Origin of the sequence: Microbacterium testaceum, from assembly GCF_001476285.1 — a bacterium.
Classification (GTDB): Bacteria; Actinomycetota; Actinomycetes; order Actinomycetales; family Microbacteriaceae; genus Microbacterium; species Microbacterium testaceum_B.
The window spans coordinates 16,341-41,367 of sequence record NZ_LDRU01000009.1; the positions used below are offsets into that span (position 1 = coordinate 16,341).

General features: G+C 70.0%; 23 protein-coding genes. 12 read left to right on the forward strand and 11 right to left on the reverse strand.

Annotation, left to right across the window (positions count from 1 at the left end; genetic code table 11):
- The 7 genes from NS283_RS02240 to NS283_RS02265 form a co-directional block, all read right to left on the reverse strand.
- The gene (locus NS283_RS02240; RefSeq protein ID WP_058595259.1) at positions 1-1,185 is read right to left on the reverse strand and encodes a GDSL-type esterase/lipase family protein; all 1,185 of its coding nucleotides are present in this window, start codon (positions 1,183-1,185) and stop codon (positions 1-3) included.
- Positions 1,182-1,958, reverse strand: a complete 777-nt coding sequence (locus NS283_RS02245; RefSeq protein ID WP_058595260.1) for an alpha/beta hydrolase family protein — start codon at positions 1,956-1,958, stop codon at positions 1,182-1,184. Before NS283_RS02245 ends, NS283_RS02240 begins: the two co-directional genes overlap by 4 nt.
- 15 nt (positions 1,959-1,973) lie before the next feature.
- Positions 1,974-3,302 (reverse strand): MFS transporter, encoded by a 1,329-nt coding sequence (locus NS283_RS02250; protein WP_058595261.1) that lies wholly within the window; start codon positions 3,300-3,302, stop codon positions 1,974-1,976.
- A gap of 104 nt (positions 3,303-3,406) precedes the next feature.
- Positions 3,407-4,441, reverse strand: coding sequence for a LacI family DNA-binding transcriptional regulator (locus NS283_RS02255; RefSeq protein ID WP_241492171.1), 1,035 nt, complete (start codon positions 4,439-4,441; stop codon positions 3,407-3,409).
- Positions 4,442-4,470: 29 nt separating this feature from the next.
- Positions 4,471-4,626 (reverse strand): hypothetical protein, encoded by a 156-nt coding sequence (locus NS283_RS19155; protein ID WP_241490354.1) that lies wholly within the window; start codon positions 4,624-4,626, stop codon positions 4,471-4,473.
- A gap of 33 nt (positions 4,627-4,659) precedes the next feature.
- Positions 4,660-5,490 (reverse strand): HAD-IIA family hydrolase, encoded by an 831-nt coding sequence (locus NS283_RS02260; protein ID WP_058595263.1) that lies wholly within the window; start codon positions 5,488-5,490, stop codon positions 4,660-4,662.
- 90 nt (positions 5,491-5,580) lie between these two features.
- Positions 5,581-5,751 carry a CsbD family protein gene (locus NS283_RS02265; RefSeq protein WP_058595264.1) on the reverse strand — a complete coding sequence of 57 codons (171 nt, stop codon included), beginning with the start codon at positions 5,749-5,751 and terminating at the stop codon, positions 5,581-5,583.
- Positions 5,752-5,943: 192 nt separating this feature from the next.
- Between NS283_RS02265 and NS283_RS02270 the strand changes: the two genes are divergently transcribed.
- Positions 5,944-6,891 carry an SDR family NAD(P)-dependent oxidoreductase gene (locus NS283_RS02270; protein WP_058595265.1) on the forward strand — a complete coding sequence of 316 codons (948 nt, stop codon included), beginning with the start codon at positions 5,944-5,946 and terminating at the stop codon, positions 6,889-6,891.
- A gap of 52 nt (positions 6,892-6,943) precedes the next feature.
- A complete protein-coding gene (locus NS283_RS02275) occupies positions 6,944-9,385 on the forward strand; it encodes an HAD-IC family P-type ATPase (protein WP_058595266.1) in 2,442 nt (813 codons plus the stop codon).
- Positions 9,386-9,433: 48 nt separating this feature from the next.
- Here the strand turns inward: NS283_RS02275 and NS283_RS02280 are convergent, their stop codons facing one another.
- The 3 genes from NS283_RS02280 to NS283_RS02290 form a co-directional block, all read right to left on the reverse strand.
- The gene (locus tag NS283_RS02280) at positions 9,434-9,856 is read right to left on the reverse strand and encodes a hypothetical protein (protein ID WP_058595267.1); all 423 of its coding nucleotides are present in this window, start codon (positions 9,854-9,856) and stop codon (positions 9,434-9,436) included.
- Between the two features lie 549 nt (positions 9,857-10,405).
- Complete coding sequence (locus tag NS283_RS02285; RefSeq protein WP_058595268.1) at positions 10,406-11,041, reverse strand: metal-dependent transcriptional regulator; 636 nt, start codon at positions 11,039-11,041, stop codon at positions 10,406-10,408.
- 10 nt (positions 11,042-11,051) lie between these two features.
- The gene (locus NS283_RS02290; RefSeq protein ID WP_058595269.1) at positions 11,052-12,329 is read right to left on the reverse strand and encodes an Nramp family divalent metal transporter; all 1,278 of its coding nucleotides are present in this window, start codon (positions 12,327-12,329) and stop codon (positions 11,052-11,054) included.
- 136 nt (positions 12,330-12,465) lie between these two features.
- On the opposite strand from NS283_RS02290, the gene NS283_RS02295 reads away from it, so the two are divergent.
- Together NS283_RS02295 and NS283_RS02300 are read left to right on the forward strand one after the other, a co-directional pair.
- The gene (locus NS283_RS02295; RefSeq protein ID WP_058595294.1) at positions 12,466-13,089 is read left to right on the forward strand and encodes a TrmH family RNA methyltransferase; all 624 of its coding nucleotides are present in this window, start codon (positions 12,466-12,468) and stop codon (positions 13,087-13,089) included.
- Positions 13,090-13,297: 208 nt separating this feature from the next.
- The gene (locus NS283_RS02300; protein ID WP_081317210.1) at positions 13,298-14,542 is read left to right on the forward strand and encodes an acyl-CoA dehydrogenase family protein; all 1,245 of its coding nucleotides are present in this window, start codon (positions 13,298-13,300) and stop codon (positions 14,540-14,542) included.
- Positions 14,543-14,672: 130 nt separating this feature from the next.
- On the opposite strand, the gene NS283_RS02305 is transcribed toward NS283_RS02300, so the two are convergent.
- Positions 14,673-16,001, reverse strand: a complete 1,329-nt coding sequence (locus NS283_RS02305) for an MATE family efflux transporter (RefSeq protein WP_058595270.1) — start codon at positions 15,999-16,001, stop codon at positions 14,673-14,675.
- Positions 16,002-16,188: 187 nt separating this feature from the next.
- Between NS283_RS02305 and NS283_RS02310 the strand changes: the two genes are divergently transcribed.
- The 8 genes from NS283_RS02310 (at position 16,189) to NS283_RS02345 (ending at position 25,014) form a co-directional block, all read left to right on the forward strand.
- On the forward strand, positions 16,189-18,165 hold the full coding sequence (locus tag NS283_RS02310) for a M13 family metallopeptidase (RefSeq protein ID WP_058595271.1): 1,977 nt from the start codon (positions 16,189-16,191) through the stop codon (positions 18,163-18,165).
- 48 nt (positions 18,166-18,213) lie between these two features.
- Positions 18,214-19,176 (forward strand): serine hydrolase, encoded by a 963-nt coding sequence (locus tag NS283_RS02315; RefSeq protein ID WP_058595272.1) that lies wholly within the window; start codon positions 18,214-18,216, stop codon positions 19,174-19,176.
- Between the two features lie 241 nt (positions 19,177-19,417).
- Entirely contained in the window at positions 19,418-20,791 is a 1,374-nt protein-coding gene (locus NS283_RS02320; RefSeq protein ID WP_058595273.1) for an ABC transporter substrate-binding protein, read from the forward strand.
- A gap of 76 nt (positions 20,792-20,867) precedes the next feature.
- A complete protein-coding gene (locus NS283_RS02325; protein ID WP_058595296.1) occupies positions 20,868-21,743 on the forward strand; it encodes a carbohydrate ABC transporter permease in 876 nt (291 codons plus the stop codon).
- Positions 21,730-22,683: a carbohydrate ABC transporter permease gene (locus NS283_RS02330; RefSeq protein ID WP_241490352.1), complete on the forward strand. Its 954-nt coding sequence runs from the start codon at positions 21,730-21,732 to the stop codon at positions 22,681-22,683. The genes NS283_RS02325 and NS283_RS02330 overlap by 14 nt, the downstream gene beginning before the upstream one ends.
- A 31-nt stretch (positions 22,684-22,714) precedes the next feature.
- Positions 22,715-23,866: a mandelate racemase/muconate lactonizing enzyme family protein gene (locus NS283_RS02335; RefSeq protein ID WP_058595274.1), complete on the forward strand. Its 1,152-nt coding sequence runs from the start codon at positions 22,715-22,717 to the stop codon at positions 23,864-23,866.
- Positions 23,867-23,885: 19 nt separating this feature from the next.
- Positions 23,886-24,641: a FadR/GntR family transcriptional regulator gene (locus NS283_RS02340; RefSeq protein ID WP_058595275.1), complete on the forward strand. Its 756-nt coding sequence runs from the start codon at positions 23,886-23,888 to the stop codon at positions 24,639-24,641.
- 97 nt (positions 24,642-24,738) lie between these two features.
- Complete coding sequence (locus NS283_RS02345; RefSeq protein ID WP_058595276.1) at positions 24,739-25,014, forward strand: hypothetical protein; 276 nt, start codon at positions 24,739-24,741, stop codon at positions 25,012-25,014.
- Positions 25,015-25,027: the final 13 nt, after the last annotated feature.

The following is a 25,027-nucleotide window of genomic DNA, read 5'->3' on the forward strand; positions in this document are numbered from 1 at the left end:
TCAGTCGCCGAGGCTCTCGCGCGGGACGAGCCCGTCGGGGCCGAACGCCAGGGCCGCGAAGCGCGCGCCCATCTCGCGGTACAGCGCCTCGTCGGGGTGCAGCCCGTCGGGGAGCGGGAAGCGGGCGACGTCGTCCGGGCCGTAGAGCGCCAGCCCGTCGAGGTAGTGGATCGCCTCGCCCGCGGTCGCGCGGGTGCGGACGACTCCCGCGATGTGACGCCGCGACTCCGCGAGCGTGAGCGCGCCCTTCGCGATGTCGGCCGGGTCTCCCGCGGTGAAGCATCGGATGCCGTCATCGAGGAACTCCACGTCGGAGGGGCCGGGACGTTCGTCGCTCTCGGGCCAGAGGATCGAGGATGCCACGACGATCGGGGTCTCGGGATGCCCCCGCCGCACCCGGTCGAGGAACCCGTGCAGCGCCGGCGCGAAGGTGCGCTGATCCATGGACCGGGCGCCCACGATGTTCACGCCCACCTTGAGGGAGATGACGTCCGCCGGGGTCGCCGCGATGGCGTCGGCGACGAAGGGGTCGAGCATGCACTGGCCCCCGAAGCCGAGGTTGATCACGTCGAGGTCGGCTGTGCGGGCGGCGACGACGGGCCAGGTGCCGGTGGGCAGCGGCGTCTCGACTCCGTGGCTGATCGAGCTGCCGTGGTGCACCCACACCGGACGCGTCGAGGGCTCCGGAGCCTCGATCGGCCGATTCGCCCGCACGTCGAGGAGATCGACGATCATGCCCTGGGGAAGCCACACCGTCACGGTCTTCTCGCCCTTGGGGAGATCGTCGAACACGACGACCGACGACGGCGAGAACTCCTCGGTGCGCTGCGCGTCGGCGCTGAGCGGCACGTGGAGGATGCCGTTCACCGGCGACTCGACATGCGCGTGCGGCTTCCCGTCGATCTCGGCGACGAACGCGTTGCGCGCGCCGAGGAAGTCCTGCACCTGGAAGCGCGTGCACACCACGTCCAGCTCGACACGGGTCGCCGCGGTGACCAGCGCGATCCGCACGCCGCTCGCCTGCATCGACACCGCGCGCAGGTTCTCGCCGGCGGGCGGGAAATGCGGCCAGGCCGCGACGGGGATGCGCACCGGACGGATGCCGCGGTCGCGCAGCGTGTCGAGGTGCCCGACGATCCGCACGCGGCCGCCGTCGAGAGCGACGACCTCGCCCCGGGGGGTCATCGGGCGTTCGCCGTGATGAAGGCGACGGTGCGCGCGATCAGGTCGTCGCGCTGCGGAAGCTGCGCCCACCCGTGATCGGCGCCGTCGACGACGACGAGTTGGCCGCGATCGCCGAAGACGTCGGCCGCGAGGTAGCGCTCGGCGTACGAGACGGGGATGAAGTCGTCCGTCCCGTGCAGCAGCAGGACCGGACCGTCGTAGCCCGCCGCACGACCGTAGACGTCGAAGGTCACGGCGTCGTCGCGCAGCGCCGGCCCCAGTCGCATCCCCAGGAAGTCGAAGAAGCCGTCGCGGGCGAGGCCCTCGAGCGAGCGTCCCTGCAGGGTGCCGCCGCTGATCTCGTCGACGAACAGCGCCGCGGTGGACCACATCGTGAGAGAGCGGAAGGCGTGCTCGTTCTCGGAGGCGACGACGGATGCCACGACCGAGCCGAGGCTCATTCCGACGAGGTGGAGGTTCTCGGCATCCACTCCTTCCCTCCGACGCACGGCCTCGAGCACGAGGTGGGCGTCGGCGATGTCGCCCGAGACGGTCGTGTCGAAGAAGTCGCCGTCGCTCTCGCCGTGCCCGGCGCGATCGTAGGCGATCACCCCGAGCCCGCGCGCGGTGAGGGCGCGGGCCAGGGTGACGAACACTCCGGTCGTCTCGACCCGCGAGCCTCCGAAGCCGTGGAACAGCACGACGGTGGGCGCGTCGCCGTCGCGATCGGGTCGGTAGTGCACGCCGCGCAGAGCAAGACCACGGACGGAGACGTCGAAGGGCTGCAGGATCATCGGGGTCTTTCGGGTTCAGGCGGTCGCCGGCGTGGCGGGCGCGGGGCGGTCGGTCGCGGACGCGTCGGCGACGAGTTCACTCTCGACGTCGAAGGACGATCGCGTGGCGCGCCGGAATCCGATCCACCCGATCAGGAAGCCGAGGGCCGCGATGATCGAGACGCCGACGTACACGCCCGACGGGTTCAGGGCGAGCAGGGCGGGGGTCACGACGTTGAGTCCGGCGGTCGCGAAGCGTGCGACCGCGTAGATCGTGCCCTGCGCGGTGGAGCGCATCATCGTGGGGAACGATTCCTGCGTCCACACCTTCATGATCGTCTCGAAGCAGAACGCGCCGGCGAACGTCGACCCGACGACCGAGACGATCAGCGCGGGCAGCGTGAACCCGAACACGACCGGAACGAGGTTGGCCACGACGACGCCCACGGCGCCGATCACGAACCAGTTCATGCGGAACCGGGTGTCGGCCACGCTCATGAACCAGACGGCGCCGACGATCGCGGCGGGCATCGCGAGCAGGGTCCAGCCCTGGTACTCGTTGACCGGGATGCCGGCCACGTTGACCGCGACGAAGGTGCCGAAGCTTCCCGCGACGCTGATCGCGAGCGAGGCGAGCGTGTAGTAGACGAGCAGCGTCACGAAGGGGCGGCGGTAGGGCGTGCGACCGAAGTCCCGCAGGCGCGTGCGCTCGGCCCGGACTGTCTGCACTCCCGCGCGACGCTCGTCGCGGGCGGCGAGCCAGATCGCCGACTCCGGGATGGTCAGACGAAGTGCCAGCACGACGAGTCCGATCCCGCCGAAGGCGCCGAACATGATCTGTCCGCCGACGGGGCCCAGCGAGCCGTAGAAGATGCCGATCAGAACGGCCATCAGGATGCCGAAACCCCCGAGGAGGTTCGAGAAGACCAGGATCTTCCCGCGGTTTCGATCGGTTGCCGCTTCGGAGATCGTCGCGAGGGCGACCGGCAGATCGGCGCCGACTCCGAGGCCGATGAGCGCGATGCCGGGGAGGAGGATCTCGAACGAGACCCCGAAGAACGGGGTGAGCGAGCCGACGACGATGAGCGCCATGGTCACGAGGAATACGCGGCGTCGGCCGAGGCGGTCGCCCAGTCGGCCGCCGACGAGCGAACCCACCGCGACGCCCGCGGTCAGCACGCCGGTGAGCAGCCCGATCTGATCCGGCGTGAGTCCGGGTGCCCCGGGCGCCATGGATTGGAACAGCACGAGCGCGACGGCGATGCCGGTGGTCGCCGCGGTGTCGACGAAGGTCGCCATTCCGCAGACGAAGCCGACCCACCAGGCGTGGGGAGCCCGCGAGAGACGGGAGGGGGTGTGGGTCATGTCGCACTCCTTTGTCGATGACGCCAGCGGCCGACCCTCTGTGGCCGACAGAGGGATGCTATACCGATATAGCAGCAGGAGTAAAGCACAGAATCGTCGAGGGTTCAGCGCGTGGGGGAGCCGACCGACGCACCGAGGTGCACGGGCATGCGGACGCGCTCGACGCGCGGCGTCGCGTCGTCCGACAGGAGGAGGGTCGCGGCCCGGCGGCCGAGATCCTCGTGGGGGAGCGAGATCGAGGTGAGCGAGGGTTCCAGCATTCCGGCGAGGGGGCTGCCGTCGAATCCGATGACCGAGACGTCGTCGGGAATCCGCCATTCGGCCGCGTGCAGGGCCCGATAGGCGCCCGCGGCGACCGCGTCGTTCACGCAGATGAGGGCGGAGGGCCGCGCTCCGTCCTCCAGCAGTCGTTCCACGGCGCGCTGCCCGTTCGGGGCATCCCAGTCGTCCTCGACGGCCGCGTGCCCCGCGAGCGAGAGGCCCGACGACGCGAGTTCGCGTTCGATCCCCTCGAGGCGCTCCGGAAGGGCCAGTGGGCCCCACTCGTTCCAGAGCAGGCCTCCCCGCCGTCCGGGTGGCAGGTCGCCCACGAACCAGATGCCGTCGGTGTGCCCGGCCGCGACGAGCAGGCGCGCTGCCTCGCGGCCGGCCTCGACTTCGTCGGGCACGACGGCCACGTCGTCTCCGCCGCGCGCGCGGCAGTTGAGCAGCACGGTGCGGGTCGACGCGAGGAGCGGCGGCGGGTCGACGATTCGCGTGAACATCGAGGTGTAGATGACGCCGTCGATGTCCCGCCCGAACAGGCTGTGAAGCAGGCGCTCCTCGACCTGGGGGTCGCCCTCGGTGTCGACGGTGAAGAGCAGGATGTCGCGCTCGCGCAGAGCCCGCATGGCACCGCGCACCATCGCGTTGGCGTACGACGTGCTGCTGACGAAGTCCGACACGAGCGCGATGGTCCCCGACCGGCCGGTACGCAGGGTCTTCGCCGTCTGGTTGGGGCGGTAGCCGAGCTCTTCCGCCGCGCGACGCACTCGCTCGAACACGTCGGCCGACAGTCTCTGGTCGGTCCGGCCGTTCATCACGAACGACACCGCCGACCGCGAGACGCCCGCCCGTTCCGCGACCTGCGAGAGCGTCACCCGTCGAGTGCCGGACGGGCGCGAATCTGTCACGCCGGCCCGCCGCCGTGGCCGTCGCCCGGTCCGTCGAACGGGTCGCGCCGACCACCGCCACGGCGTGAGCGTCGCCATTGAACGAGGAGGGCGACCAGGCTGCCCGCCGTAATGATGAGGGCCGTGATCAGCCAGAGGGTGCGGTCGTCCATGCGTCCATCCTGACGGAGCGGGCGTGGGGTGGGTCAGAGGCCCTCGGCGAGCCCGTCCTCGCCGTCGGCGAGGTCGCTCTCGATCGGTTCGTCGCGGACGAGCTCGGCGACGGAGCCGAGGATCTCATCGGGGCGGAACGGGTACCGCTCGATCTCGCTCTCGTCGCTGATTCCCGTCATCACCAGCACGGTGTGGAGTCCGGCCTCGATGCCCGCGACGATGTCGGTGTCCATGCGGTCGCCGATCATGCCGGTGTTCTCGCTGTGCGCACCGATCCGGTTCAGCGCCGACCGGAACATCATCGGGTTCGGCTTGCCGACGATGTACGGCTCGCGTCCGGTCGCCTTGGTGATGAGCGCGGCGATCGCCCCGGTCGCGGGCAGCACGCCCTCGGTCGAGGGGCCCGTGGCATCCGGGTTCGTCGCGATGAAACGCGAGCCGCCGCGGATGAAGCGGATCGCTTTGGTGATCGCCTCGAACGAGTAGTTGCGCGTCTCGCCGACCACGACGTAGTCGGGCGCCGTCTCGGTCATAATGAAACCGGCCTCGTGCAGCGCGGTCGTCAGGCCCGCCTCGCCGATGACGAAAGCCGAGCCGCCGGGCATCTGCGACTTCAGGAAGTCGGCCGTCGCGAGGGCGGAGGTCCAGATCGACGACTCGGGGACGACGAGTCCCGACGCCCGCAACCGCGCGCTCAGGTCGCGCGGTGTGAAGATCGAGTTGTTCGTGAGGACGAGGAACGGCGTGCCCTCGGCACGCCACTGCGCCAGGAGCTCGGCTGCTCCGGGAACGGGGGTGTTCTCATGGACGAGGACCCCGTCCATGTCGGTGAGCCAGCACTCGATCTCGGCACGGGTTCGCATGGGGTCAGCCTAGCCGCGACGTCCGACAGCGCCACCGGCAGGCGACGGGAGGGCCCGGCCGCCACCGCGCCCTCCCGTCGGTCGCATGGCTTACTTGAACGCGTCCTTGACGTCCTCGCCGGCCTTCTTGGCGTGCGCCTCGGTCTGCTCGAGCTTGCCCTCGGCCGCGAGCCGGTCGTTGTCGGTCGCGTTGCCGATGGCTTCCTTCGCCTTGCCCACGATGTCCTGGGCGGCGTTCTTGATCTTGTCGTCGAGTCCCATGATCGATTTCCTCTCGGGGTGTGTCGGCGTCGCGGAACCCTGCGTTCTCGCGGCGGAGCGGGTGTGCTCACAGTGAAGACGGAACGAGCGACGGATTCGTCACGTCCCGCATCGAACTTTTTCTCGCGCACCGGTATGCCGAATCGGGAATGCACCCGTGACGCCGCCGACTTCTCTCGTTAGGGTCGGAGGGTGACGCGCGCGGACTGGGACCCTCGGAACCTGCCCGACCTCTCGGGCCGGACCTATCTCGTCACCGGCGCCACGCGCGGGCTCGGCTTCTTCGCGTGCGAGCAGATCGCCGCGGCCGGCGCGCACGTGCTGCTCACCGGGCGCAGCCCGCACAAGCTCCAGACCGCGAAAGAGGCGGTGAAGAGGACGAACCCGGATGCCTCGATCGAGACGCTTCTGCTCGACACGAGCAACCTCGGATCGGTACGGGCGGCCGCGGCGACCGCGCGCGCTCGGGGGCGCCTCGACGGCCTGTTGCTGAACGCGGGCATCGTGCACCCGCCGAAGACGCGCGAGACCGCCGGTGGCCACGAACTGGTCTTCGCCACGAACGTGCTCGGACACTTCGCCCTCGCCGGCGAGATGCTCAAGCCGCTCGCCGCGGCGCGCGGTCGGATGGTGTGGGTGGGGAGCATGTCGACCTCGCTGTGGAACCACGTGCCGACCGATCCCGAACTCGTCGAGGGATACTCGCCGTGGCGCGCGTACGTGCAGTCCAAGGCGGCGACGACCGCGCTCGGGCTCGAGGCCGACCGTCGCCTGCGCGCGCACAGTGTGCCGGTGGAGAGTCTCATCGCCCACCCCGGCTACTCCACGAGCGGCCGGACGCGTGGCATCCGGGGTGTCAACGAACCCAGCCGACTGTCGCGTTTCGTCGACAATCTCCAGGCACCCATCACCCAGTCGAAAGAGCAGGGCGCGTGGTCGCTGGTGCGTGCGCTGGTCGATCCGACGGCCGAGGGCGGCACCATGTACGGTCCCACGCTCGTTGCGCGCGGGCTGCCCCGCCCCGCGACGCCGTCGCGACGGTCGCGGGGGGCCGATCTCGGTGCAGACCTCTGGCAGCACTGCGAGACGGCGACCCACGTGCGGTGGCCCTTCGACCGGGCGCGACGCGCGGCATCCTGAATCCGTCGGGATCCGACGTGTCCGTGTCGGGGGCTACCCCTACAGTGATCGAATGGACCAGGCGACCGCCGAGAGCATCGACGCCGACGACGTCCGCGGTCTGACCGCCGCCGCCGTCGCCGAACGGGTCGCCGCCGGGCAGACCAACGCGTACGCCGCCGACACGAGTCGCAGTGCGTGGAACATCGTCCGCGCCAACGTCTTCACGCTGTTCAACGGGATCGTCGCCGCGTGCTTCCTCGTGCTGCTCCTGCTCGGGCGGTGGCAGGACGCCCTGTTCGGCATCGCCGCGCTCTCGAACGCGGTGATCGGCTGCGTGCAGGAGTTCCGCGCGAAGGCCGCGCTGGACCGTCTCGCCCTGCTGAACGCGCCGCGCGCCCGCGTGCGGCGAGACGGCGCCGACGCCGAGATCGCGCCCGGCGACGTCGTCCGCGACGACCTGCTGGTGCTGCGCGCGGGCGACCAGGTCCCCGCCGACGCGAGCGTGGTCGCCTCACAGGGGCTGCAGATCGACGAATCGATGCTGACGGGCGAGTCGGATGCCGTCGACAAGCGCCCCGGCGACGAGGCACTGTCGGGCTCGATCGTCGTCGGTGGAGAGGGCACCGCGCGGGCGACCCGTGTCGGAGCGGCGTCGTACGCCAACACTTTCGCGAGTGAGGCGAAGAAATTCCAGCTCGTGTCGAGCGAGCTGCGCACCTCGATCGACCGCGTCCTGAAGTGGGTGGGGTGGGGGATCGGTCCCGTGGGGCTGCTCGTGCTGAACGCGCAGATGATGGTCGCCGGCGGGTGGGCCGAGGCCTTCCGGCAGGGCACGTGGTCGCAAGCGGTGGTCAACACGATCGCCTCGCTCACGGCGATGATCCCGCTCGGCCTCGTGCTCATGACCTCGATCGCGTTCGCGGTCGGCGCGGCCCGTCTCGCCGGCAAGAAGGTGCTCGTGAACGAGCTGCCCGCGGTCGAGGGACTCGCTCGCGTCGACGTGATCTGCCTCGACAAGACGGGAACGCTGACCGCGGGCGAGATCCGTTTCGACGATGCGCTGACCCTCGCGGAGCGCGACGGCTGGCGCGAGACCCTCGGGTGGTACGGCGAGGCCGACGACGCCAATGCGACCGCGCGGTGCCTGCGCGACCCCTTCCCCGTGGATTCCCCGCTCAAGCCCGCGCGCCGCATCCCCTTCTCGTCGGCGCGCAAGTGGAGCGCGGTGTCGTTCGCCGAGCGTGCGGCGGGCACGTGGGTCCTCGGCGCTCCCGAGATGGTCTTCGGCGACCGGGCGGCCGATGCCGACTCCGAGCTCGGTGCCGCCGTGACCCGGCTCGCGTCGTCGGGTCGGCGCACCCTCGTGCTCGCGCACACGCCATCGCCGCTCGACGATGACGATGTGTCGATGGAGCGGTTCCGCGGCGAGCCCGTCCCGGTGGCGGTGCTGACCTTCATCGAGGCCGTCCGTCCGGATGCCGCCGGGGCGTTGGCGTTCTTCCGCGAACAGGGCGTCGCGGTCCGGGTGATCTCGGGCGACAACCCCCGCACGGTCGCCGCGATCGCGCGCGAAGTCGGGCTCGACGTCGCGGAGGGGTACGACGCGCGCCGACTGCCCGAGGACGACGATGAGCTCGGACGCGTCCTCGAGGAGCACACGGTGTTCGGCCGGGTGACTCCCGATCAGAAGAAGCGGATCGTGACGGCGCTGCAGGCGCGAGGGCACGTCGTGGCGATGACCGGTGACGGTGTCAACGACGCGCTCGCGATCAAGACCGCCGACATCGGCATCGCGATGAACTCGGGCGCGGCGGCGACGAAGGCCGTGGCGCGTCTCGTCCTGCTCGATGGGCGCTTCTCGCACCTGCCGTCGGTCGTGGCCGAGGGACGTCAGGTGATCGCCAACATCGAGCGCGTCTCGATGCTCTTCCTCACCAAGACCGTGTACGCGACGGGGCTCGCCGTCCTCTTCGGCGTGCTGGTCATGGAGTTCCCGTTCCTGCCGCGGCAGCTGTCGATCACCGACGGCCTCACCATCGGCATCCCCGCGTTCTTCCTCGCGCTCCTCCCCAACGCGCAACGGTACGTGCCGGGGTTCCTGAAACGCTCGTTGAGTTTCGCGATCCCGGCCGGCATCGTGATCGCGGTGTCGCTGACCGTCTACACGCGGCTTGCGATGGACCTCGGTCTGTCGGTCGCGCAGCTGCGCACCGGGGCGACGATCATCCTCGCGATCGTCGCGATCTGGGTGCTCACGGTGCTGTCGCGCCCCATCACACGCGTGAAGGTTCTCGTGGTCGGGGCGATGTTCATCGCGCTCACCGCGATCTTCACGATTCCGGCGCTGGGTGAGTTCTTCCAGTTGCAAGACCCGGGCGAAGACGGCGCGTGGTTGATCACCGCGGTCGTCGTCACCGCGCTCGCCGCGATCGAGGCCGTGCGCTTCGCGCACCGCCGCTTCGTGCGTCGCCTGCTCGCTCGACGAGTGCCCGCCGACGCGGTCGCGGCGTAGCGTTCGCGAGGCCTCGGGGTCGGAGGATCTGCCCGGGCTCGTGCCGGGTCAGACGATGGTGGTGGCTTCGACGGCCGTGCGGGTGAAGTAGCGGCGGGCGGCGCGCGGGATCCACAGGGCCGCGATCACCGCGAGGGCGGCGATGAGCGCCACGGTGAGGATCGGGTCGAGCTCCGTCAACGCCATGGCCACCGCCTGCAGCACGACGAGCACCGAGAGATACGCCGTGAGAAGGATGCGCGCCAGCCGGCTGCCGCGCGAGAGGGCCGAGCCGCCCGCGACCGTGAGGAGGCCGAGCAGGATTGTTGCCGCCCCGACCAGCGACACCGGCAGGACGAGATCGGCGCTCACCTCGTAGCGCGACAGCAGCACGAGCACGCCGAGAGCGGTGTTCAGCAGACCGCCGATGTACACCAGCACGATCGCCACGGTCACCGCGACGGGGCGGCGCACCTGCGCAGGAGGGGTCATGGGTCCTCGCGTTCACCGGGCCGGCCGGGTGCCGGTGTGGGTCAGCGTAGCGGTCGCGGATCCCGCGCGCGGGCCTCGGGTCCTCGGCATCCGTTCGTGTGGTGTCGGTGACGGCGGGCGTGTGTGCCGTGCGGCGGAGTTCGTGCCGGTGCCCGCCTCGGGGTGCTCGTGTGCTGTGCCGTGCGGCGGAGTTCGTGGGCGACACGCCGGTGCCGGGTGGTTGTGGGTCGGTATGTCGCCGCGGACTCCGCGTAACGGCGCGCGGTGGTCGGCTGCCGCTCGGCGTGCCGTGCGGCGGAGTTCGTGGGCGACACGCCGGTGCGGGGTGGTTGTGGGTCGGCGTGTCGTCACGGAATCCGCTTGACGGCACGGTGGCGTCGGGCGCCGGGTGCTGTGCCGCCCGGCGGAGTTCGTGGGCGACACGCCGTTCCGGGGTGCCCGCCATCCGGCGTGTCGCCACGGACTCCGTGTGACGGCGCGGTGGCCCGGGGCACCCGCTCAGCACTCCGCACGACGGCACACCGCGGTTGCGAAACCGCGGCAGGGGCCTCAGCGCGTCAGCCAGACCGACTCGCCCGCGCCCGGGGGCAGCTCGACGTTGACGCCGTCGGCACGCACCGTCTCTTTGGAGACGACCTCGAGCTCGTGTCCCACGTCGATCCCGCGCTCGACGAGCGCCCGGAGCAGCTCGGGGTCGCGGTCGCTGACGCGTAGCACGCGGCCCGCGTGCCCGGGGGCGGCCGCCGAAAGCAGCACGAAGGGTTCGCGGTCGACCGAGCCGGTGGCATCCGGGATCGCATCGCCGTGGGGGTCGAAGCGGGGTCGACCGAGGCGGGCGTCGATGCCCTCGAGCAGGCGGTCGCTCAGGGCGTGCTCGAGGATCTCGGCCTCGTCGTGCACCTCGTCCCAGGCGTAGCCGAACTCGCGGACGAGCCACGTCTCGATGAGGCGGTGTCGACGGATGACGCCCGCGGCGCGGCGCTGCCCCGCGGCGGTGAGCGAGACCGGGCCGTAGGGGCGGTGCGTGACGAGTCCCTGCGCGGCGAGCTTCTTCACCATCTCGGTCACGCTCGAGGGCGCGAGTCCGAGGACGGCGGCGAGCTGTGAGGGGGTGATGGGGTCGTTCTGCCACTCGGTGTGGTGGTAGATCGCCTTGAGATAGTCGTCGGCTACGGGCGATTCCACGCGGGCAAGCCTATCCGCCGGTGAGGACGAGCCACAGGAGGACGGCATTCAAGGCGATGAGGAAGACGGCGGCGACGATCCCGGCCACGGTCGTGATCGCGCGGTTGCGATAGTCGCCGAGGAGGTCGCGTCGGGAAGTCAGGGCGACGAGCGGAACGAGGGCGAACGGGATGCCGAACGACAACACCACCTGGCTCAGCACCAGCGCGAGCGTCGGGTCGACGCCGACCGCGAGGATCGCCAGGGCCGGGACGAGCGTCACGAGACGGCGCGCGAGCAGCGGGACGCGGACGCGCAGGAGGCCGTGCATGATCTCCGCTCCCGCGTAAGCGCCGACCGAGGTCGACGCCAGCCCGCTGGCGAGGAGCCCGACCGCGAACATCGTCGCCACCAGCGGACCGAGCCCGTCGCGGAGCGCCGCGTACGCGCCCTCGAGACTGTCGGTGCCCTCCACCCCGGCGAGGTTCGCCGCGGCCAGCAGCAGGATCGCGAGGTTCACGGTCCCCGCGACGGCCAGGGCGATCGTGACGTCCCATCGCGTGGCACGAAGCAGGCGCCGGGTCGAGATGCCGCGGGCATCCTCGAGGCCCGCAGCCTCGGTCGGTGCGTCCGGTGCGAAGCGGTCCCGGCTGAGCGCCGAGTGCGCGTAGATCGCATGCGGCATGATCGTCGCGCCGAGGATCGACGCGGCCAGCAGTACCGAGTTCGTCCCCTCGAACCGCGGCATCAGACCGGCGACGACGCCGCTCGCGTCGGGAGGAGCGAAGAAGAGGCCGAAGGTGAAGCCGATCGAGATGATCAGCAGCAGGCCGATCAGCACAGTCTCGAACGCCCGCGCGCCGCGGCGCGACTGCACGAGGAGCAGGAGCATCGAGACGACGCCCGTGATCGCCCCGCCCCAGACGAGGGGGATGCCGAACAGCAGGTGCAGCGCCACGGCACCGCCGATGACCTCGGCGACATCCGTGGCCATCGCGACGAGCTCCGCCTGGAGCCAGTAAGCGCGGCGCGCCCCGCGGCCTCGGAGGCGGCGCCCCAGGATCTGCGGGAGGCTCTCGCCCGTGACGATGCCGAGCTTGGCCGACAGGTACTGGATGAGCCAGGCCATCACGTTGCCCAGCACGACCACCCACACGAGCAGGTACCCGAAGCTCGCGCCCGCGGTCATGTTGCTCGCGACGTTGCCGGGGTCGAGGTAGGCCACGCCGGCGACCATGGCGGGTCCGAGGAGCCATGCGGCCCGCCCCGGTGCGCGTCGGCGGTCGATCACCTCGGTAGTTTTCGGCATCCCGAAATATTACCCATTTTTCGGACAGCCGAAAAGAGAGCCGATCATCCAGCCCGGGTAGCCTGAGGCGGTGACGGATGCCGACGAGCCCGCGCCGGCGCCGGAAGGCGCGGCCGAGACCAAGCCGACGGATGCCATGCGCTCCGCGCCCGAGTCGGCGGACGCTCCCACCCACGGCGTCGGTCCCTGGTCGGGGGAGTGGCCCGACGATCCGCGCTACGACCCGGAGCTCCTCGCCGAGGGCGACCGCCGCAACGTCGTCGACGAGTACCGCTACTGGACGATGGAGGCGATCGTCGCGGACCTCGACGCGAAGCGGCATCCGTTCCACGTCGCGATCGAGAACTGGCAGCACGACCTCAACATCGGTTCGATCGTCCGCAGCGCGAATGCCTTCCTCGCGGCCGAGGTCCACATCATCGGCAAGCGCCGCTGGAACCGTCGCGGCGCGATGGTGACCGACCGCTACCAACACGTGCGCCACCACGAGGACGTCGACGCGTTCACCGCGTGGGCGCGGGACGCCGGACTCCCCGTGATCGCGATCGACAACGTCGACGGGTCGGTGCCGGTCGACCGCGCCGACCTCCCCGAGGCGTGCGTGCTGCTCTTCGGGCAGGAGGGGCCGGGGCTCTCTCCCGAGGCGCTCGCCGCGGCATCCGCTGTCGTCGAGATCACCCAGTACGGGTCGACTCGATCGATCAACGCGGCTTCGGCCGCCGCCGTCGTCATGTACGAGTGGTGTCGTCGCTGGGCGTGATTCCCGGAGCGTGACGTCGATTCTCGACATACGCGGTCTTTGTCGGTAACACGCGGCCGCCGAGGCGAGCTCGGAGGTTTACTGGCCGCACGCGGTTGCTAGACGCGGGGCGAGGATGCGCCCCGCCGCGAGTCGAGCAGCCGGCCCTTCTCCGGTGGCAGCCGGTGAAGGGCGCGACACCGAATCACACACCTGGGAAGGAATGATCATGACGATCACGGATTCAGCGACGAAGGGTCTGGCCGACCGTTGGCGGGACGCAGCCCCTCCACACACTAGCGCCGGCTGGATCGAGCGCGCCGGCGAGGTCGCCGACATCCTCGCCGTCGACGCGGTCGAGCGCGATCGGGCGAATCGAGCCCCCTTCACAGAGGTCGATCTGCTCAAGGAGTCGGGCCTGGTGACTCTCCTCGGTCCCCACGAGCACGGCGGCGCCGGTGAATCGTGGGACACGGCGTACAAGGTCATTCGTGCGGTGGCCCGTGGCGACGGCTCGATCGGTCAACTGCTCGGATACCACTATCTCTGGGCATGGGCGGCGCGCCTGGTCGCCACCGACACCCAGATCGCTGCCGTCGAGGAGCTCTACACCTCGAACGCGTTCCTGTTCGGCGGGGCGGTCAACCCCCGCGACTCCGATCTGGTGATCCGTGAAGACGGCGATCACCTCATCTTCTCGGGTCGCAAGTCGTTCTCCACCGGCGGGCGCGTCTCCGACCTGACGGTCCTCGAAGGCGTGCTCGAGGGTACCGAGACGCACATCTTCGCGATCGTCCCCACCGCGCAGGAGGGGATCGTCTTCGCCGGCGACTGGGACAACCTCGGTCAGCGCCTCACCGAGTCGGGATCCGTCGAGATCCGCGACGTGCGGGTGCCGTGGACGGATGCCGCGGGCTTCGTCGACAAGCAGTTCCAGCCGCTCGTCTACAACACCCTCAACGTCCCGGCGATCCAGCTCGTCTTCGCGAACTTCTACCTCGGTATCGCGCAGGGTGCCCTGGAGACCGCGTCGTCGTACACGCGTGAGCGCACGCGCCCGTGGCCGTACGGCGGGGACGACAAGCAGCGGGCGACCGAGGAGTGGTATCTGCTCGAGGGGTACGGCACGCTGCAGTCGAAGCTCTGGGCCGACGAGGCGCTGCTCGACGCCGTGGGTGCCGAGATCAGCGCCGTGCTGCACGCACCGCGCGAGGAGCTGACCGAGCGCCGACGCGGCGAGATCGCGGTGCGGATCGCCGCGGGAAAGCTCCGCATCGTCGACGACGGGCTCGAGGTCGCCTCGAAGATCTACGAGCTCACGGGAGCGCGGGCGACGTCGAACGCGGTCGGCCTCGACATCTTCTGGCGGAACCTCCGCACGCACAGCCTGCACGACCCCATCGCGTACAAGAAGCGCGAGGTCGGCGAGTATGTGTTGCGGGGTCAGGTGCCGGTTCCCACCTGGTACACGTGAGCAGGCGGGGCGGGCGTCCGGCTCGGTGCCCGCCCCGTCTGTCGTCCCGCGGAGTTACGAGCTTCGGTTTTCGCCGCGGTGCTCGCGCCGCATCGCGCTGGCGCCGTACCCTCTCGCGGAGATCGCGGGTTCAGGCGACCGCCATCAGCCATCGCTGACCGCGCACGCGCAGGCCCAGTGTGACGACCCGGGCGAGCAGGTACACGCCGAAGAACGCGGCCGACAGCCACGCGAGACCAGCCGCGCCTCCGCCTGCCCAGAGGGCGACCGCCGCGAGGGCAGGAGCGTACGGGACGAGGTTGAGCACGCCCGCGAGTGCCAGGTACCGCGCGTCTCCGGCGCCGATGAGCACGCCGTCGAGCACGAACACGACCGCCGCGAGCGGTTGAGCGACGGCGAGCACGAGCAGCGCCGGTTGGATGAGCGCGGCGACCGCGGGGTCGCCGGTGAAGACGATCCCGACGACGCCGGACGCAGCGGCGATGACGATGCCGACCGCGACACCGAACCACACCCCCCAGGCGACTGTGCGCTGCAGGACGCGGCGCACGGCCGCGAGATCACCGGCCCCGAGACCCGCGCCGATCAGGGCTTGAGCGGCGATCGCCAGGGCGTCGAGCGCGAAAGCCGCCGTGGAGAAGATCGTGAACGCGATCTGCCACCCCGCGAGCTCCGCCGACCCCAGTTGCGTGGCGACGGCGACCGTGGCGAGGAACGCCGCGCGCAGGCTCAGCGTCCGCAGGAACAGCCACCCGCCCGAGCGGGCGGTGCCCCCGAGGCCGGCGCGCTCCGGACGGAGGGATGCCGTGTGCCGCCGCGCGAGCCGGCCCACCACGACCACGTAGGCGCCGACCACCGCCCACTGCGCGATGACGGTGCCCACCGCCGACCCTGCGATCCCCCAGCCGAATCCGTAGATGAAGACGGCGTTGAGAGCCGCGTTGGCGGCGAATCCCACGCCCGCGATCCACAGCGGGGTCACGGTGTTCTGCAACCCGCGCAACAGGCCCGTCGCCGCGAAGACGATGAGCATGGCGGGAAGACCCCACATCGAGATCGACAGGTAGACGCGGGCGTTCTCGGCGACGTCGGGAGCCGCGCCGAACGCGTCGACGACCGCCGGGGTGGACCACACGCCGGCGAGAGCCAGGACGGCGCCCAGGGTGAGCGCGAGCCACATGCCGTCGATCCCGACCGAGACCGCGCGCCCGACCTCGCCCGCGCCGAATCGTCGCGCCACGGCGGGAGTGGTGGAGTAGGCGAGGAACACCATGAGGCCGACGATGGTGTGCAGGACCGCCCCCGCGATCCCGAGCCCCGCGAGCGGGGCGACGCCGAGGTGCCCGACCATGGCTGCGTCGACGATGAGGAACAGCGGCTCGGCGATGAGCGCACCGAGCGCCGGGATGGCCAGGCGGAGGATCGACCGGTTGAGCGTCTCGGGCGGTCGCGTGGTCACGCGTCGAGCCTATGGCGACCCGCCGACATCGCGTGGGGCGGGCGCGAGCGCGGGCTTCATATGTGACGGCGTCGCGAGGGGGGAGCCGAAGCGAGTAGGTGCCCGGGCACCCCGCGACAAGCACCGCGAGGGAGGCGATGTCGCCGTCCCCAGCCCGCACCGAACAACGGGGATTTATCCTGGCTGAATGACCGAGACCCCCCGTTCCGGCCTCGCGCTCGACGAACTGAGCGACGAGATCCGCCCGCAGGACGACCTGTTCCGCCACGTCAACGGCCGCTGGCTCGAGCGCACCGAGATCCCCGAGGACAAGGCGCGCTGGGGCGCCTTCCACCTCATCGCCGAGCAGGCCGAGAAGGACGTCCGCGCGATCGTGGAGGAGTCGCAGCAGGCCGAACCGGGCAGCGAGGCCCGCAAGATCGGCGACCTGTTCGCGAGCTTCATGGACACCGCCCGCATCGACGAGCTCGGCCGGACGCCGATCGAGGAGCAGCTGCGACGGGTCGACGAGGTGCACGACGTCGCCGGGCTCCTGCGGCTCACGGGCGAGTTCGAGCGCGAGGGCATGAGCGGTCTGATCGCCCTCTTCGTCGAGCCAGACCCGGGCGACCCGACGCGGTACGTCCCCGTCCTCTACCAGGGCGGCCTCTCGATGCCCGACGAGAGCTACTACCGCCTCGACAACTTCGCCGATACGCGCGACGCCTACCGCGCGCACATCGAGCGCATCCTCGACCTCGCGGGCGTGGCCGATGCGGCCGACGACGCCGCGCGGGTCCTCGCCCTCGAGACCGAGATCGCGACCCACCACTGGTCGCGCGAAGACAGCCGCGACGCGGTCAAGACCTACAACCTGAAGTCGTGGGACGACACCGTCGCTCTCGCCGGCGTCGACCTCGCCGCGTGGCGGGCGGGCGTCGCCCCCGGTCACGAGGACGCGCTCGCCGAGGTCGTCGTCTACCAGCCGAGCTTCGTCGAGTCCCTCGGCGAACTGCTCGTCGCGGAGCGCCTCGACGACTGGAAGGCCTGGCTGCGCTTCAAGGTCGTGCATTCCGCGGCGGCGTTCCTGCCCGACGCCTTCGTCGCCGAGAACTTCTCGTTCTACGGCACCCAGCTCACGGGTGTTCCCGTGAACCGCGAGCGGTGGAAGCGCGGCGTGAGCCTCGCGGAGGCCGCTCTGGGCGAGGCGATCGGCAAGGTTTACGTCGAGCGGCACTTCCCGCCGGCAGCCAAAGAGGCCATGGACGGTCTCGTCGCGCACCTCATCGAGGCCTACCGCCGCTCGATCCGCTCGCTCGAGTGGATGACCGCCGAAACGCGCGAGCGCGCGCTCGCGAAGCTCGACGCCTTCACGCCGAAGATCGGCTACCCCGTGCGTTGGAAGGACTACGGCGACCTCGAGATCACCGCCGACGACCTCATCGGCAACGTCCGCCGGGCCAACGTCTGGGAGCACGACCGTCAGCTCGCCAAGGTCGGTCAGCCGATCGACCGCGACGAGTGGCACATGACCCCGCAGACGGTGAACGCGTACTACAACCCGCTCATGAACGAGATCGTCTTCCCCGCGGCGATCCTGCAGTACCCGTTCTTCGACGCCGACCGCGACTCCGCCGCCAACTTCGGCGGGATCGGTGCCGTGATCGGCCACGAGATCGGGCACGGCTTCGACGACCAGGGCAGCCGGTTCGACGGCGACGGGTCGCTGCGCGACTGGTGGACGGATGCCGACCGCGCGGCGTTCGAGGAGCGGACCAAGGCCCTGATCGCCCAGTACGACGCGCTCGTCCCCGAGGGGCTGTCCGAGGAGCACCACGTCAACGGCGCCCTCACGATCGGTGAGAACATCGGCGACCTGGGCGGACTCGGTATCGCGATCTCGGCCTACCGCCTCTCGCTCGAAGCCGAGGGGCAGGACCCCGAAGGTCCGGTCGTGGACGGGCTCAGTGGCATCCAGCGTCTTCTTCTCAGCTGGGCGCAGGTGTGGCAGCAGAAGGGCCGGGATGCCGAGACCATCCGCCTCCTCACGATCGATCCGCACTCGCCCAACGAGTTCCGCTGCAATCAGATCGTGCGTAACATCGATGCTTTCTACGAGGCGTTCGAGGTGACCGAGGGCGACGCTCTCTGGCTCGACGCAGACCAGCGCGTCACCATTTGGTGAGGCGGAGTTTGTTGCTCTTCTGACCCGGAAGGAGCCACGCTCGTGGGCATGCCCCCGGTTCCCGAACCCGCCACCCCCGAGCCCCTCGGCGGTGCCGTCGAGTCGTCGCGACGCGACGCGCCCGCTCTCCGGGGGGCTGGGCGGAAGGGGCCGAAGCGTCTTCCGCGCCGCGCCGCGGCCGGGCGACGCTCGTTCACGGCGACGCTGCGCGCGCTCGACGAGCTCGCCGCGTCGGGTGCGCGCGTCTCGGTGCGCATCGACGAGCTGGACGGCGGGGCGCAGGTGCTCGGGGGCGACGATTTCCTGACCCTCCCGGTCGGGGGGCTCGGCGTCGTCCCGCTCCTCATCGAGGTCGCGGCATCCATCGAGGCGGGCACGATCGACGCGCTCGAGATCATCGACCGCTCGACCGTGCACGGCGCCGCGGTCGGCGGCATGTGGCAGCATCTCAAGGCCCCCGCGCTGCCGATCGCCGACGTCGCGGTGCTCGCCGCCTCGGCCGGCGACGCGCTCGCGGTCAACGCCCTCCTGCAGCGCGTGGGCCTGCAGGCCGTGCGCGCGCGGTCGGAGCAGCTGGGGATGCGCCGGACGGCGCTCCTCGATCGCTTCCGCGACGACCGCGGCCCGGACGACGCTCCGCACGTCGCGCTCTCGACCGCCCGTGAGATGGCGGAGCTGTTCGCCGGTCTCGTGAACTCGACGGTGGTCTCGCCCGGCGTCAGCGCCCAGGTCGCGGAGTGGTTGAGCCTGAACCACGACCTCTCGCTCGTGGCATCCGCCACCGGTCTCGATCCGTTCGCGCACGAGAACGACCAGCACGGGCTGCTGTTCATCAACAAGACGGGTCGGGCGGCCGGGGTGCGGGCCGAGGCGGGAGTGCTCGGCGGCCCCCGCGCGGGAGTCGCGTACGCGCTCATCGTCAACTTCGACGACCTCTCGATCTCGCACCGGCTGCGCGCACACGACGCGTTCCGCGTGCTCGGCGTCGAGCTGATGGAGTACGTGTACTGACCCTCAGGCGGCGCGGATGCTCCAGACGCTGCGCGAGCACGCCGCGATGGTGGTCGCGACGACGATGACCGTCGCGGCTTAAGCGGCAGTTCCCGCAGAGGTCGGACGACTTCCCCGGAATCACGCGGCTGACGCGCGCTTCGATCACGGATTCATTTCGCCTGTTGCGCAAACATATGACGTATGCCCTATGCTGGCATCCGGTCACCCGACCTCGTCGAAGAAGACAGGAGCTTCCGCAATGACGCAGCATGTTTCCCGCGCTCGCCGTCGCCTCGCCCTCGTGGGCGGAGTCGCCGTGGCGTCCACCCTCGCCCTCACCGCGTGCAGCCCGAGCACCGGGACCGGCGGCAACGAGTCCGACAGCCAGTACGGCTTCACCGCCGCCGAGCAGGACCCGTCCAGCACCATCACCGTCTGGGTGGACTCGTCGCGCGAGCCGATCGCACAGGCGTTCGAAAAGGCCAACCCCGACGTCAAGATCAACATCGAGACCTACGACGGCGGCTCCGGCGGATCCGGATCGTTCCAGCAGAAGGTCGCTCTGTTTGACCAGTCCGGCGAAGGCTGGCCCGACGTCGTGTTCTCGACGCAGCAGAACGACACCTCATGGGCGTCGAAGGAGAACAACGGACAGCAGGCGTTCGCCGCCCCGCTGAACAAGGGCTTCTTCGACCAGAGCTTCCTCGACGGCTTCACCAAGGGCGCCCTCGGCCCCATGACCGTCGACGACACCGTCTACGGCCTCCGCAACGACCTCGCGCCGGTGCTGTTCTGGTACAACAAGCCGCTGCTCGACCAGTTCGGATACTCCGTCCCCACGACGTGGGAGGACTACGAGGCGCTCAGCGACAAGATCGCCGCCGAGCACCCCGGCTACATCCTCGGCTCGGTCGGCGACTCGTTCCAGGCCCCCTACGTGTACTACTGGGGTGCCGAGGCCCCGATCTTCCAGGTCGACGGCAACACCTTCACCTCGAACTTCTCCGACCCGAACTCGAAGAAGGCGACCGATCTGATCGACCACATGCTGGCCAACGGCACGCTCGTGACCGACAGCGTCTTCGGCGCCGACTTCGTGTCGAAGTACAAGGACAAGCTCGTCGGCATCCCCGGCCCGGCCTGGTACGCGGGCGCGCTGTTCGACAACGAGAAGAGCCTGAACTACACCGCCGGCACCATCGGCGCCGGTGCTCCGCTCACGTGGTCGGACGGCGACAAGGTGACCGGCAACGTCGGTGGCGGCGTCTGGTACGCCTCGAGCCACTCGAAGAACCTCGAGGCCGTGAAGACCTTCCTCACGTACGTCACGAGCTCCGACGACTCCGTGAAGCTCGCCTCCGGTCTGCCCGCCTACCAGTCCGCGGCCGACGCGTGGCTCAAGGAGCAGGCCGCCCAGGGCTTCTTCACCGGCGATCTGCAGTCCAGCATCTCGACCGCGGCCAGCTCCGTCTGGCAGGGCTGGGGCTACCCGAGCTTCAGCATCGAGGCGGCGTTCTCGAAGGTCGCCCTCCCGGTGATCAGCGCCGGTAAGCCCCTCTCGGACGCCACCCAGGCGTGGCAGACCGAGATGGACAACCAGGCGCAGGTCCAGGGTTACGACGTCGAGAAATAACCCCCGCACCTCCTCAGGGCTGGCCGCATTCACGAGCGGATGCGGCCAGCCCCTTCCCCTGAGAACGGACGTGAGCATGCTCTCTCTGCGTCGAGCCCAGTCGACGTTCGGCTACCTGATGGTCAGCGGATACGTCGTCCTGCTCCTGGCGTTCGGCATCCTGCCGACCCTCTACGCCGCCTACCTGGCGTTCACCAAGGACGGAGCCTTCGTCGGCTTCGACAACTTCCTGAAGGCGGTGCAGGACTACCGCTTCCTCCCCGCCGTCGGCCATGTCGCCGCGTTCATCGCCATCTGGCTGACGAGCCTCATCGTCATCGTCGTGATCCTCGCGGTGATCGTCCACGCGATCCGCGTCCGCTGGCTGTCGTCGGCATCGCGCTTCATCTTCTACATCCCGGGCGCCCTGGCCGGGGCGTCGAGCGTGCTGCTCTGGCTCTTCATGCTCGATCCGACCGTCAGCCCGGTCAGCGGCCTCCTCCGTGCGCTGGGTTTCAACACCTTCGTCGACGTCGTCGGCAACGAGGGCAACCTCCCGGTGGTCTTCACGGTCATCGCCTTCTGGGCGGGCGCCGGTGGGTGGATCGTCATCATGTACGGCGCCCTGAACAACATCAACGTCGAGGTCATGGAAGCCGCCCGCATCGACGGAGCAGGCCCGATCGCCACCGCCTGGTACATCCAGATCCCGCTGCTGCGGAAGTGGATCGCGTACATGGCCGTCATGTCGCTCGCCGCCGGTACGCAGCTCTTCGTCGAGCCGCGCGTGCTGTCCCAGGCGAGCAAGGGCGTCGTGGGCCTGGACTACTCCCTCAACCAGGTCGCCTACCTCTACGCCTTCCGTCAGAACGACTTCAACGGCTCCGCGGCCATCTCGCTGATGCTGCTCGTCGTCGCCGCCGGCCTCGCGGCCTTCTTCGTCTTCCGAGGAGGACTCTTTGAACGCGACTGAAACACGAACGACCTCGCGCGCAGCGGACTCGCGCGCGAGCGAGTCGGGAGCACGCGCGACACGGCGCACCCTGACCCCCGCCGCCTTCCTCGGGAAGGCTCTCGTCACCGTCGTCATCCTGGTCTTCGTCTTCGTCTTCGGGATGCCGATCGTCTGGCTCCTGCTCGCGCCCACCAAATCCTCCACCGAGCTGACCGGCCAGCCGCCGTTCTCGTTCGGCTCGTTCGCGACGATCGCCGACAACTGGTCGCGGCTGAGCGAGTTCCAGAACGGCATCATCTGGCAGTGGACGGGCAACGCCGCGCTCTACACCGGCGTGGCGCTGGTGATCACCCTCATCGTCACGATCCCCGCCGGCTACGCGCTCGCGATGACGAAGTTCCGCTTCCGCGGGGTCCTGCTGATCCTCACGCTCGTCGTCATGCTCATCCCCAACACCGCGCTCGTCCTGCCGGTGTTCCTGGAGATGAGCGCGCTCAAGCTGGTCGGCACGCCGTGGGCCGTCATCCTGCCGTTCTCGTTCTTCCCGTTCGGGGTGTACCTCACGTACATCTACTTCACGACGAGCGTGTCGCAGGACCTCTTGAACGCGGCGCGCATCGACGGCGCGAGCGAGCTGCGGGTCTTCCGCTCGGTGGCCCTACCCCTCGCCACTCCCGTGATCGCCCTCGTGGGCTTCTTCAACCTCGTCGGCAACTGGAACAACTACTTCCTGCCGTTCGTGATGGAGCCCGGTCGGAAGGCCCCGATCCAGGTGGGACTCGCCGAGCTGCTGTCGAACGTGCCGCTGTTCAACCCCACGTCCTCGGCATCCGTCACTCTCGACCTGCCGGTGATGGCTCTGGCCACGATCGTGTCGATCGCGCCGATCCTCATCGTGTTCCTGTTCTCGCAGCGATTCCTCGTCGAGGGGATGACGGCGGGCGGGACGAAGGAATGACCCCGGTCACCCGGGGAGAAGAGGTTCAGTCATGAAGATCACCGGCTACCGCCTGATCAACACCACGCTCGACTGGGGGCGCCCCGTCGGCGACGTCAACGGGTTCATCGCCTCCGGCGTCACGGCCCTGCCTCTCGTCATCGTCGAGACCGACGAGGGCATCGAGGGCGTCGGGATGGGGATGCACGACGGCATCCCGCAGCTCTTCGAGGCCGTCGAGGGCGAGGACCCGCGCGCGACGTCGTGGCTGTACGACCGGATGATCGCGCGCATGTTCAAGAACGGGCACGGCGGTGCCGTCTTCGGAGGCATCGGTGCCCTCGACAGCGCGTTCTGGGACATCAAGGCGAAAGCCCTGGGCGAGCCGCTGTGGCGCCTGCTCGGGGGCCGCGACCGGTACATCCCGGGCTATGCGTCGGGGCTCGACATCGCCCTGGACGCCACGGGACTCTCCGAGTTCTACGCCTCGATGCGCGACCGCGGCTTCACCGCGGCCAAGCTCAAGGGAGGCCGCAACTACCGGCACGACGCCGAGCGGCTCGCGCTCGTGCGCGACGTGCTCGGCGAAGCGACCGACGAGCCGCTGGTCATGCTCGACGCGAACGAGTCGTGGAACCTGCCGCAGGCCATCCGCTACATCCAGCACCTCGAACAGAGCGTCGAGATCGCGTGGGTCGAGGAGCCGCTCCGTCGCTGGGATGCGGCCGGTATGCGACGGCTGCGGGATGCCATCTCCCCGGCCGTCGCGACGGGCGAGAACCTCACGGGGCTCGAGCAGTACCGTCAGCTCTTCGATGCGGAGGCCGTCGACATCGTCCAGGCGGCGGCGGTCTGGGGCGTGACCCACTCGTTGCGGGTGGCCGTGGCGGCCCACGCGCGCGACCTGGCCGTGAGCCCCATCGGGATGACCTCGAACCCCTCGACGATGGCGGTGGCCACGGCGATCCCCAATCACCTGCTGACGGAGGTCACCACCGCGCAGATGCCGACCGGTGTCACCGTCGATTACGAGGTGGCCGACGGCGGCCTCGTGCTGGGCGATCTCCCCGGGGGAGGGATCGCGATCGACGAGGCGCTCCACGCGGGCGCGGCGGAGTTCGTGTGGGGCGGTGAGCAGGGCCCGCACGTGCGCGACAGTCGCACCGGTCTCGAACTCGGCGTCCGCCGGAGCGTGGAGCGGTAGGCGGAGTAGAGTGCTCTCCATGCTTCCCGCCGCCGAGCCTCGCGCCGGGGTGCCGAAGCGGGGACAGATCGATCGGATCGGCGCCCGGGTTCTGGAGGATCTCGTCGAGTCGATCGTCACGGGTGCCGTCGCCATCGGGGAGTACCTTCCGCCGGAGCAGGCCCTGTGCGACGAGTTCGGGGTCAGCCGCACCGTGATCCGCGAGTGCGTCAAGCGCATCCAGGAGAAGGGTCTCGTCGAGGTCGCCCAGGGGCGCGGCACGCGCGTGCGTCCCTTCAACGACTGGAACGTGCTCGACCCCCTCGTCTTCGACTCGCTCGTGCGTCACGACGAGTCGCTCGGTGTGCTCGACGAGGTGAGTGTGGTGCGGGCCGCGCTCGAGGGCGTCATGGCGAGCGAGGTCGCGGCGACCGGGAGCGCCGAGTCGCTGTTGCAGATCCAGGGTCACCTGCACGACATGCGTCGTCTGCAGGACGACAATCCCGCCTTCCTCGAGGCCGACATGCAGTTCCATCTCTCGGTCATGTCGGCGTCCAAGAACCAGATCGCGGCGACCATCGCGCGCTCGTTCTTCGTGCGTCCGCGACAGAGCGCCCGGTGGGACGGCAACAACCCCGTCGACGCGGTGCCCCGCACCCTCGCGGAGCACGAGCGGGTGTTCGAGGCGATCGAGGCCCGCAACGCGGTCGCGGCGCGCGTCGCGATGGAGGAGCACATCCTCGGGTCGTGGCGCCGTCGTCGCCTGCCCGACGGCGCGCACCACTTGAGTCCCTGACGGACGCTGCCTCAGCAGGACGCGAAGCGCAATCCCTTCTTCGCGTTCCGTCCCCGGTGGGAGCCTGGTGGCCCTCACCGACCGAAGGGATGCCGTCATGTCCGACTCCACCGTCACCACCGACCCGTTCGCCGACCCCGCGGGGCCGTCGGGGCACTCGATCACCGACTGGACCGACCTCGGTCGCGAGATGTGGTCGTACCTGACCGGCCGAGGCGCAGCCGTGAACTATTCGTTCGTCGACATGACGATCGAGGTGCCGCGCGACATCGGGCCCGACGCTCCCCGCGCCACGTGGAAGCTCAACGGCACGCTGCGCGTCACCACCAGCGATGACACCGCGGCGGGTTCCGACCCGTACCGCGGCAACTGAGAGGCGGCGCCGA

Coding starts and splice junctions, on each gene's coding strand:
- NS283_RS02240 (WP_058595259.1), bottom strand. CDS start 1,185: ATGACCCCCCGGGGCGAGGTCGTCGCTCTCGACGGCGGCCGCGTGCGG.
- NS283_RS02245 (WP_058595260.1), bottom strand. CDS start 1,958: ATGATCCTGCAGCCCTTCGACGTCTCCGTCCGTGGTCTTGCTCTGCGC.
- NS283_RS02250 (WP_058595261.1), bottom strand. CDS start 3,302: ATGACCCACACCCCCTCCCGTCTCTCGCGGGCTCCCCACGCCTGGTGG.
- NS283_RS19155 (WP_241490354.1), bottom strand. CDS start 4,626: ATGGACGACCGCACCCTCTGGCTGATCACGGCCCTCATCATTACGGCG.
- NS283_RS02260 (WP_058595263.1), bottom strand. CDS start 5,490: ATGCGAACCCGTGCCGAGATCGAGTGCTGGCTCACCGACATGGACGGG.
- NS283_RS02265 (WP_058595264.1), bottom strand. CDS start 5,751: ATGGGACTCGACGACAAGATCAAGAACGCCGCCCAGGACATCGTGGGC.
- NS283_RS02275 (WP_058595266.1), top strand. CDS start 6,944: ATGGACCAGGCGACCGCCGAGAGCATCGACGCCGACGACGTCCGCGGT.
- NS283_RS02280 (WP_058595267.1), bottom strand. CDS start 9,856: ATGACCCCTCCTGCGCAGGTGCGCCGCCCCGTCGCGGTGACCGTGGCG.
- NS283_RS02290 (WP_058595269.1), bottom strand. CDS start 12,329: ATGCCGAAAACTACCGAGGTGATCGACCGCCGACGCGCACCGGGGCGG.
- NS283_RS02295 (WP_058595294.1), top strand. CDS start 12,466: ATGCGCTCCGCGCCCGAGTCGGCGGACGCTCCCACCCACGGCGTCGGT.
- NS283_RS02300 (WP_081317210.1), top strand. CDS start 13,298: ATGACGATCACGGATTCAGCGACGAAGGGTCTGGCCGACCGTTGGCGG.
- NS283_RS02310 (WP_058595271.1), top strand. CDS start 16,189: ATGACCGAGACCCCCCGTTCCGGCCTCGCGCTCGACGAACTGAGCGAC.
- NS283_RS02315 (WP_058595272.1), top strand. CDS start 18,214: ATGCCCCCGGTTCCCGAACCCGCCACCCCCGAGCCCCTCGGCGGTGCC.
- NS283_RS02320 (WP_058595273.1), top strand. CDS start 19,418: ATGACGCAGCATGTTTCCCGCGCTCGCCGTCGCCTCGCCCTCGTGGGC.
- NS283_RS02325 (WP_058595296.1), top strand. CDS start 20,868: ATGCTCTCTCTGCGTCGAGCCCAGTCGACGTTCGGCTACCTGATGGTC.
- NS283_RS02335 (WP_058595274.1), top strand. CDS start 22,715: ATGAAGATCACCGGCTACCGCCTGATCAACACCACGCTCGACTGGGGG.
- NS283_RS02340 (WP_058595275.1), top strand. CDS start 23,886: ATGCTTCCCGCCGCCGAGCCTCGCGCCGGGGTGCCGAAGCGGGGACAG.
- NS283_RS02345 (WP_058595276.1), top strand. CDS start 24,739: ATGTCCGACTCCACCGTCACCACCGACCCGTTCGCCGACCCCGCGGGG.